Here is an 8,954-nt window from a genome sequence, read left to right as displayed (position 1 = left end):
CTCCCCTCGACAACATCGCGTTCGTCTTCCTCGACCCCGACGCGGCACGCGCTCACCTGCCGCGGCTCTGGCCCTATGAGCTGGAGTGCTGGACCATCATCGACGGACGCGAGACCCGGCTCGACACCGGCGAACCCCCCGAAGCCACGGAGGGACGCGTATGACGAGGCAGCACTTCTCAGCCAGACCGGCCGTGCGTCTGCCGGCGCATGGCCCTCAGTCCCGCCTCCCACCGCCGTGCCCCGGGTGGGCCACCCACGTCCGTGAGCGGCTCCAGGGTCACATCGACTGCCGGGCTGAGCCCGCCCCAGTGCAATCCCGCCTCCTCTGTCCTGCACGCGAGTACCGAAATACCACGACATGACACTTCCCAGTCAGTCGGAGCGGCACCACGGCGGCCCCCCAGTCGCCGCGTCCGTCGACACCGCCGACTGCGGCGTCGAGGACCTCCTGATCGGCATCAGGGGGCTCCTCAGACGCTCGGACCGGGCACAGCTGGTGGATGCCCGCACCGCCCCTCCGGTCCGCGTCTACGTCGCCAAGGTGGTGGACAGGGAGTGCTGCCTGGCCCTGCGACTGACGCGGGTCGCGGCGCCTGACAGCCGGACCGTCCTCGTCGTGGAGTCCATAGGGGTGCACGCCCTCACCGCCGTGGCGCCGCTCGGCGTCTCAGCCGTGCTCCTGCACGCCGAAGTCACGCGTGTGGCCGATGTGGTGGCAACCGTCGCTGCAGGCGGACACCGCCTGCCAGCCAACCTCCGGGACCAGCTCTTCGAAGTCGTTGGGCGTGTGCATCCGCTCGGCCGCCCCGGCGACCTGATGTCCCCTCACGAGGCGGATGTTCTCCGGCTTGTCGCGCAGGGCGGCACGGCCGCGGATGTGGCACGTGCCGGCTACGCGACCGAGCGCGGCGCCCTCACCATGCTCAGCAGGCTCGCGCCCCGGCTGGGAGTGGAGTCACGCGCCGGCCTTGTCAGCTACGCATACCGTCACCACCTCGTCTGACGCCCCGGCCCACCAGCCACTAATGACCCCGACAGGCCCCGAACAGGAACCAGTCGTCAAGAAAGGGCAGATCCATGCATGAGTCTCTGAATCCGGCGATCCTCAAAGCGGTCCAGAGAACCCTCGGCCATGCCCCGCCGTTCACCACTGCAGAGCTGGAAAGCGTCGACGACCTGCATATCAGCAGCAACGCAGGCCTGGCAGGCCTGGACGCGTTCCCGTCGCTCGAACTGCTCATCCTCGTAGCCTGCGACCCGGTGGATACGGCGCAGTTGTCTCGCTGCAAATCCCTGTCTACCTTGAAAGCGCGCCTGACAGGAATATCGGGACTCGACGGCCTCGCGGGACTCAACCTTCTGAGCTGCTACGTTCCTCAGAATTGCATCCGCGACATCGACCCGCTCATGAAAATCGAGCGACTGCGGAACCTGGACGTGACCGGGAACCCCCTCTCACAAAACCTCAAGGCGCACCTGACCCCGGACTCTCTATCGAGGGAAAATTAGTGATCAGCAACCTTAACCAGGCACCTGACAATTTCATCAAGGAATCTCGTAGAGTGCACGGTTTCGAGCGGGTTCGACTACTTCGTGAAAATATTACCCCCGCGAACTACCCGTTTCTGGACAGATTCAGCCGAGAGGTGATTGACGGGCATGCCGCACCCGACGAATGGGGGCGTGGCGGCATACTAGTTCCGGACCTACGCCTGTCCGAATTGCTCGAAAAGTCGGCATCGGAAATTTTAATACCGCTCGCAAAACCGGAAAACGCCGAGTGGAGTTACGTAGGATTCGATCAAGCCACCGATCAGTACGACCCGAACGGCGGAGCTCCAGCCGCGATACGGGCCGACCTGCATTATTCTTGGACCCCTCCGGAAAATGTTGTGCGAATTTCACTCGATGCAGTCACCTTGAATCACGCGGAGGACATTCAAATCTCCATCCGCCGCTGGATAGCATTTCGTGTATCACTTGCATTGGGTCACGACCTGCACCTTCAAATCAAACCAGAGCAAATCATCCGATCGCTGGGCGGCAATATAGACACGCTTTCCGACGACGCTCTGACTGCCATAAGTGGACTGGTAATTGAAACAGCCACACCTAAAATCCCGGACTACATATATGGATTCATCGGACCCGACGGCATATACGAAGGTCAGGGATCGATCAGCTTTTGACTCCGTAGGAATCTCTCACACCTCAACAGCCTTTCGGTGTCCCCGGCCGCCCGCCGGGAATCATTTGATCAGAAACTCACAAGGCGGCACGACTTGTTACCCGGCCAAGTGCCCACTGGCTGACTGGATTCCCGCACCAAGAGAACGGACCCGCGAACCCGCGCCCGGTCGCCCCCCGATGACGCCCCCTTCTCGAAATCGGAGTCCGCGCTGGTGCGCATGTTGAACGATCTGGGGCTGGCCTGGCGGGCCCCGATCCCACCGGGCCCGCGCACATGCTGCGTCCGGCGCACCTGGTCCGCCTCGGCCACTCGTTCCGTGTTGTCACTGCCAATGCGGTCCTCCTCGTATCCGTAGACACGCCCGCGCGCCACCACAAGTACCTCTCAATTCATTCGGGTCACAAAGAGGAAGGCTCATGCCCGAGCAGGCCGTATCACCCCTCTACAACGGGAACACTGGGCTTCGACCGAAGAGGCCTGAACCACCCGCTGGACGAGGCCACGCCACCCGCGCTGCCGAGATGGCGGTGCTCTACCGGTCGGGCGGGCACTCACCGGACCGTCTGGCGGCCGAGATCCTCCGGGCGCGCCAGCAAGGGGAGAGCGCCAGCGTCATCGCCATCCGCATGGGTGCGTCGCGACAGCGTCGCCGACGTGCTCGCCCGGCGCCCCGCGAAGCCAGACCGAAAGAAATCATTTAATGAGCAATTTGGACATGACTCGGTACTGCGTCAATCGTTCAGACATGATCCGCATTTTTGGCCCCGCTCTGGCGCCGGTGCTGGAGTCAGAGCAGATTCCTGAGGCAGTGAAGGAAGATGGAGCTCGCTTCACTCTGCAGGAAATCGGTGTACCGACGAGCGTCGGGGACGTCATCGACACCAACCTGTACGCCATGCGACCTCTTCGTGACGTGCTGGTCGGAATTATGCTACCCGCCTGGGTGCAGTCGGATAGCGTATTGGGTTTGGGCACCTTTCCCGACGGCTTTCTATGCCTGGACGGTGTCACAGGAAGAGTGCTTCTACTGACTCGTGAACTCGAAGAATCCCCCGTCGTCTTGTCGAGTAATCTCTATACGTTCGTCTGCTTGCTGGTGTGGGTCGGCCAGGCCGTGTATCAGACCAGTCAGCCCGGCATTCAAGACTTCACTGCCGTGCTAAAAGAAGTCGACCCCGGGGTCGATTTCGGAGCATGGGAGAGGGCCTACAAAAGCGCACGCTGAATCGTCGTCGGCCCCGTTGGCCCGCCATCGAGCAGGCCCGCGCCGCCCTCAAGCTGGCCTCCCCGAAGCCGACCCCACCCGTAACGAAACCTGCGTTCTGAACGCCGCATGACCACTCGCCCGGGCCGCGCCGGCCCGGGCACCAACCGACAGACGAAAGGGACGAAGTCCCGTGTCCGCCCCGCCGCCCCCGCAGCTCCGCCCCCAGATCCCGCGAGTACCCACCACTTCCTCTCGGCAAGTGCGTGCGGCGACCCACCCCGTGACCGCCAACACCCCCACCTCAGCGCCGTGCGCACCAGAATGTGACGCCTCCTCCCTGCCTCCCGTCCTGGTCGGTACCCTGCTGCGCCACCGCAGGACGCTCGCCGGGCTGAGCATGCAGACGGCCGCAGACATCGTTGAGACATCGGCCGGCCGCATCAGTGACCTGGAGAGGGCCCGGCTCCCACTGCCCGCCTCGACCGCACGCATCCTGCTCACCGCCTACGGCACACCCACCTGTGAGACAGAGCAGGCGCACACGCTCCTGACCCGGCCCTGTGACGAGCCTCAGCTCGCGGCGGGCAGGCTTCGGCGGGTGTGTTCGACGAAGGCGGCGACGCGCTTATCCCGCTGCCGGGGCGCCAGCAACGTGGTGAGGTCGTGGACGTACCCGTGAGCGCGAGCGGACCGGACTTGCGACAGGAGTCGCACCGAGCGGTCAGCGACCGCCAAGCCCTGGTCCAAATCGTCATTCTGCAGATGCACGGATGCCTCTACCGCGAGGCGGATTCCCACCGCGCGTGTGTAGCGGTCGGCCGGCATGGCGTCCGCCTGTCGACTCCAGGCGAGCGCGTCGCGCGAGCGACCCAGATCCCGGTAGATCTCCGTGGCATCGGTGGCCAGGCGCTCGCGCGTGTAGTAGTTCATCCACGACGGGTGGGTATCGGGCTGCGCCTGGTCGAGTAGGTTCTCCGAGAGGACGAGCGCGGCGGTCGCCTCGTTCGCTTCTCCGGCGCGTGCGTGCGCACGCGCCTGCGCGAGCTTCGCGAACGACAAGACCTTCGTGCCGCCCGGAAGGTTCTTCGCGCGTTCGTAGGCGCCCTCGGCCATGTCCACTGCCTCGGACGGGTGCCCTCGCAGGAAAGCGGCCAGGGACATGGTGGTCAGCACGTAGGCGCCGACGTGGATGTCTCCGGCGGCGCGCGCCAGGCGCAGGGCCTGGATGAAGTGCCGTTGCGCCGCGCCGTGATGTCCGGCATCGAACGCGCTCCAGCCGATCTGACGGGTCAGCTCTGCGGTGGCCCGGAAGAGTGCCTTCCCGGTTTCCTCGGTGTAGGTGCCCTGCAACAGCGGGGTGGCGTACTCCCGCAGGCATGTCGCGACTGAGGACGACTTCCAGTTCCCCCCGCCGAACCGGGAGTCTGCCAGGCGCGCGTCCTCGACGGCCTGCCACAACTGGTCGAGGTCCTCGCGCCCTACGCGCCGGGGGCCGCGGTGGTCGGTGGCGGCGTCGGCCGGAACGGCGAGCCACCGGGTGACGGGGATGGCGAAGGCGCCGACGGCGAAGGAACGGTTCAGGAATGCTCTGCGGTCCACGTGTCTCCAGAATTCGGTGACGCCGCGTACGGCGTCGGCTGACTCACGCGGGAAATCCAACCCTACGTCAGGGTTTCCGCCGCGCGGTTCGCTCATGCCGATGTCGGCGACGCTGACCGGACGCCCGAGGCGTTCTCCCAGCGCAGCGGCGATGCAGGCGGGGGTTGGCGGGCGGGGGATCATGCCGCGCTTCACCCAGTTGGTAACACTCGTATTGGTGTACTGCGTACGAATTCCCGCTTGCCAGGTGAGTTCGTTGACGCGCAGCGCGAACGCTTCGCGACTTGCCCCGGACGCGTTCAGCAACCGGCCCAGATCCGTGTTCGGATGCCAGTCGCGTTCCTGCCACCGCGTCACAGTGCCCCCTCGCTACGGGTCGCGGGATGCAAGGGTAGCGCCGGGAGGGTGGCGCGGACCGCTCACAGCGCTACCGGTTCGTGTGATGTGTGAGCCCCTTCGTGTGAGGGGCCGCGCGCCCGTCCCCGGGGGTTCTCTGGATTCCCGGCCCAGTCCTTTGGCGCCGGGTCCTACTCCTTTCGGGAGGCACCAATGGAACACGTGCTCGTCACCGGCGGCGCCGGCTTCATCGGCTCGCACTTCGTGAAGAGGCTCATCAAGGCCGAGGACGTCGCCCGCGTCACCGTCCTGGACGCCCTGACCTACGCCGGTCACATCGAGAACCTGGGCACCGCCTTCCTCTCTGACAAGCTGCGCTTCGTCCACGGCAACATCCAGGACGGCGTAGTCGTGAACGACCTCATGGCGTCTGGCCCCACCGCCGTGGTGCACTTCGCCGCCGAGTCTCACGTCGACCGCTCCTACGACGCGGCGGGCGGGTTCCTGTCCACGAACGTGCTCGGGACGCAGGTCCTCGTGGACGCCGCGCACCGCCACGGCATCGGGAAGTTCGTCCACGTTTCGACCGACGAGGTCTACGGCCCCCTCGCTGAGGGCACCGCGACCGAGGAGGCGCCGCTTCGCCCTTCCGTCCCGTACGCCGTGTCCAAGGCGGCTGGCGACCTGGTGGCGCTCGGCGCGTACCAGACCCTCGGGCTCCCGCTGTGCGTGACGCGCAGCAGCAACAACTACGGGCCGTACCAGTACCCCGAGAAGATCATCCCTCTCTTCGTCACCCGGCTCCTGCGCGGGATGCCTGTCACCCTGCACGACCGGGGCCAGCACGTGCGCAACTGGCTGCACGTGGAGGACAACTGCGCCGGGATCGAGGCGGTCCTGCGCCACGGCAGGCCCGGGGAGGTCTACAACCTCGGCGGCGGCACCGATCTGTCCAGCAAGGAACTGACTGAACACCTGCTTCGCCTGTGCGGCGCGACGTGGGACGCGGTCACCTACATCCCCGACCGGCCGGCCAACGACATCCGCTACTCGATCGACTGGACCAAGGCTCGCGACCAGCTCGGCTACCGGCCCCGGCACCGCCTGGAGGACGGGCTGGCCGAGACCGCCGAGTGGTATCGGCGCAACCCCGACCGCTGGGCCCCGATGTCCCGCAACCTGCGCCCCGTCACCCCTCTCGCCCGCACCGCCTCCCCCGAACCGGAGGGCGAGCATGTCTGAGCACTGGCCCCACGGCGCACTGATCGTGCTGGGTGCCTCGGAGGAGCAGATCGTGCTCTACCAGGAGGCACGGCGTCGCGGAATCCCGACCATCGCGGTGGACGTGCGCGCGGACGCTCCCGCGCTCCCGTTCGCCGATGCCGCCCTGAAGATCTCCACCCGGAACACCGACGCCATCGCCGACGCGCTCGGCGACGTGCGCCCCGCCGGGATCGTGGGCGGCGCGAGCGACGCCGCGCTGGCCAGTTGGCACGCCCTGGGCCTGCGGTACGGCACCCCCTACGTGTATCCCAGGAGTGCCCTCGCGGCCGGGGACAAGGCCGCCTTCCACGCGATCGCCGCGTCCTGCGGCGTCACCGGGTACGGATGGACCGCGTCGGACGAGCCGGACAAGGTCGTCGCGGAGGCGACGCGGTTGCGCTTCCCGCTCGTGATCAAGCCTGCGGACGGTTCGGGCAGCAAGGGCGTCACCCGCGTCACCCGCTCCGAGGACCTGCACGCCGCCGTCGCACACGCCCGTTCCTACTCCGCCTCCCAGACCGTGATCGCTGAGGAGTTCATCCAGGGGCGCCCCCTGGCCGTCGAGGTCTTCATGCGGGACGGCAGGGCGCTGATGACCTGCGTCAAGGACAAGGACTTCGCCGGCCAGACCTTTGTCGTCAGGCGGCTTCGCACCGCGCAGCTGGCGCCGGCGGCACACCACCGGCTGGAAGCCACCGTCGAACGGCTGTGCCGTGCGCTCGGCATAGCCAACGGGCCGGCGAACTTCGACGTCGTCCTCGGCGCGGACGGCCAAGAGCGTGTCATCGAGGCCAACACGCGTCTCGGGGGTGACGGCGTCCCGCGCTTGCTCGCCGCCGCCTACGGCGTGGACGTCGTGCGTGCGCTCATCGCCCTCGCCCTCGGTGAGCCGTTCGACGAACACCTGACACCAACGCGCGCAGCGCACGCGGCGCTGGAGCTGACCGGCTCACCGCACGCCACCGAGGGCGAACTGATCACGTGGGAGGGCATCGCCGAAGCCCGCAGTGTCCCCGGGATCACCGATATCGAGCTGTACGCCAAGCCGGGCGACCTCGTGCGACCGCACGACCAGTCCGGCCACAAGATCGGCCTGCTCGTCGCTGCCGGGCCCTCGGGTGCGGACGCGCTCACCGCTCTGGACACCGCGAGCGCGCTGCTCCGGCCGATCATCCGCCCGAAGGGGGAATCGTGATCAACGAGTCAAGACCGGACGCCGGGCGCAACGCCAGCCCCTTCCTCCACGGTCACGAGGCGGCATCCGTCGCCCGCGTCCTGGAGAGCGGCCAGTACGGGCACACCGACGTCACCGAGAAGTTCGAGCGCCGGATCGCGCGCTTCCTCGGCGTGCCCGACGCCGTGGCCGTCACCTCCGGAACCGCCGCGCTCCACACCGCGCTCCTCGCCGCCGGCATCAAAGCCGGTGCCGAGGTGATCGTGCCTTCCATGACCTTCTGCGCCACTGTGCAGGCCATCCTCGCCGTCGGCGCGACCCCGCGCTTCATCGACATCGACGCCACCACCATGTGCGTCACCCCAGACCTCGTCAAGAAGGCGATCAACGACTCCACAGGCGCGGTGATCCCTGTCCTCTTCGGCGGCCGGGCCGTCGATCTCACCCCGATCTGCGCGGATCTCGCCGAGCGCGGCATCACCGTCATCGAGGACGCCGCTCACGCCTTTGGCTCCCGCAACCACACCGACAGCCGCCTCGTCGGCAGCAACGCCACAGTGCTGACCTGCTTCTCCTTCGGCCCGATCAAGAACCTGACCTGCGGCCAGGGCGGCGCCGTCATCCCCCGCACCCCCGACGAAGCGCACACTCTTCGCCGCCTCCGGCTGCTGGGCGTCGCACAGTCCCAGAGCGAACGCGCCGAGACCACCACCTACCAGGTACACGGGTTCGGCCTGCGCTACCAGCTCTCGGGCCTCAACGCGGCGATCGGCCTCGCCCAGTTCGACCACTTCGACATGGCCGCCGCCGCCCGGCGCCACCTGTGGCGCACCTATCGCGCTGCCCTCACTGGCGTGCGAGACGTGACGCTCATCGACGTCGGCCCCGACCACGCCGTCCCGCACCTGTGCCAGATCCGCGTGCCGCGACGGGACGAGGTCTTCGCGCACCTGCGCAAGGCGCACATCGGCGTCGGCGTCCACTACCCGCCCAACCACCTCCAGCCCGCCTTCGCGACCTGGCGCCGCCCGCTGCCCGCCACTGAGCAGGCCGGCGAGCAGATCCTGAGCCTGCCCTTCCACCAGCACCTCACCGAGGGCGACGTCGCCCACGTCGTACGCGCCGTGCGCGCCGCGCTCGATGCGACCGGTACCACCCCTCGTATGTAGCAGGGTCCGGGCG

The 8,954-nt window shown here is 67.3% G+C and carries 9 protein-coding genes; 8 read left to right on the top strand and 1 reads right to left on the bottom strand.

Features of this window, described 5'->3' with window-relative positions:
• The first annotated feature begins 360 nt into the window (after positions 1 to 360).
• From ACGF2V_RS20860 to ACGF2V_RS20840, 5 genes are all read left to right on the top strand, one after another.
• Positions 361 to 1,005: a hypothetical protein gene (locus ACGF2V_RS20860; RefSeq protein WP_362708317.1), complete on the top strand. Its 645-nt coding sequence runs from the start codon at positions 361 to 363 to the stop codon at positions 1,003 to 1,005.
• Between the two features lie 74 nt (positions 1,006 to 1,079).
• Positions 1,080 to 1,511, top strand: coding sequence for a hypothetical protein (locus tag ACGF2V_RS20855; RefSeq protein WP_362708314.1), 432 nt, complete (start codon positions 1,080 to 1,082; stop codon positions 1,509 to 1,511).
• Complete coding sequence (locus ACGF2V_RS20850) at positions 1,511 to 2,191, top strand: hypothetical protein (protein ID WP_362708311.1); 681 nt, start codon at positions 1,511 to 1,513, stop codon at positions 2,189 to 2,191. The genes ACGF2V_RS20855 and ACGF2V_RS20850 overlap by 1 nt, the downstream gene beginning before the upstream one ends.
• 747 nt (positions 2,192 to 2,938) lie before the next feature.
• Positions 2,939 to 3,418: an SUKH-4 family immunity protein gene (locus ACGF2V_RS20845; protein ID WP_362708308.1), complete on the top strand. Its 480-nt coding sequence runs from the start codon at positions 2,939 to 2,941 to the stop codon at positions 3,416 to 3,418.
• A gap of 172 nt (positions 3,419 to 3,590) precedes the next feature.
• Positions 3,591 to 4,079 (top strand): helix-turn-helix transcriptional regulator, encoded by a 489-nt coding sequence (locus tag ACGF2V_RS20840; protein ID WP_362708305.1) that lies wholly within the window; start codon positions 3,591 to 3,593, stop codon positions 4,077 to 4,079.
• On the opposite strand, the gene ACGF2V_RS20835 is transcribed toward ACGF2V_RS20840, so the two are convergent.
• A complete protein-coding gene (locus ACGF2V_RS20835; protein WP_362708302.1) occupies positions 3,971 to 5,356 on the bottom strand; it encodes a sporulation associated protein in 1,386 nt (461 codons plus the stop codon). The two genes, ACGF2V_RS20840 and ACGF2V_RS20835, sit on opposite strands and share 109 nt — an antisense overlap.
• A 192-nt stretch (positions 5,357 to 5,548) precedes the next feature.
• On the opposite strand from ACGF2V_RS20835, the gene ACGF2V_RS20830 reads away from it, so the two are divergent.
• Genes ACGF2V_RS20830 through ACGF2V_RS20820 form a run of 3 tightly spaced genes read left to right on the top strand, consistent with a single transcriptional unit; the run spans position 5,549 to position 8,941 of the window.
• Positions 5,549 to 6,577, top strand: a complete 1,029-nt coding sequence (locus ACGF2V_RS20830; RefSeq protein WP_362708299.1) for a dTDP-glucose 4,6-dehydratase — start codon at positions 5,549 to 5,551, stop codon at positions 6,575 to 6,577.
• Positions 6,570 to 7,793, top strand: a complete 1,224-nt coding sequence (locus ACGF2V_RS20825; RefSeq protein ID WP_362708296.1) for an ATP-grasp domain-containing protein — start codon at positions 6,570 to 6,572, stop codon at positions 7,791 to 7,793. The genes ACGF2V_RS20830 and ACGF2V_RS20825 overlap by 8 nt, the downstream gene beginning before the upstream one ends.
• On the top strand, positions 7,790 to 8,941 hold the full coding sequence (locus tag ACGF2V_RS20820) for a DegT/DnrJ/EryC1/StrS family aminotransferase (protein ID WP_362708293.1): 1,152 nt from the start codon (positions 7,790 to 7,792) through the stop codon (positions 8,939 to 8,941). The genes ACGF2V_RS20825 and ACGF2V_RS20820 overlap by 4 nt, the downstream gene beginning before the upstream one ends.
• Positions 8,942 to 8,954: the final 13 nt, after the last annotated feature.

Source organism: Streptomyces sp. NPDC047982 (genome assembly GCF_043204165.1).
Taxonomy (GTDB): Bacteria; Actinomycetota; Actinomycetes; order Streptomycetales; family Streptomycetaceae; genus Streptomyces.
The sequence above is the reverse complement of the archived record's forward strand: the minus strand, read 5'-3'. Positions and strand labels throughout refer to the sequence as shown.

Coding starts and splice junctions, on each gene's coding strand:
- ACGF2V_RS20845 (WP_362708308.1), top strand. CDS start 2,939: ATGATCCGCATTTTTGGCCCCGCTCTGGCGCCGGTGCTGGAGTCAGAG.
- ACGF2V_RS20825 (WP_362708296.1), top strand. CDS start 6,570: ATGTCTGAGCACTGGCCCCACGGCGCACTGATCGTGCTGGGTGCCTCG.
- ACGF2V_RS20830 (WP_362708299.1), top strand. CDS start 5,549: ATGGAACACGTGCTCGTCACCGGCGGCGCCGGCTTCATCGGCTCGCAC.
- ACGF2V_RS20855 (WP_362708314.1), top strand. CDS start 1,080: ATGCATGAGTCTCTGAATCCGGCGATCCTCAAAGCGGTCCAGAGAACC.
- ACGF2V_RS20860 (WP_362708317.1), top strand. CDS start 361: ATGACACTTCCCAGTCAGTCGGAGCGGCACCACGGCGGCCCCCCAGTC.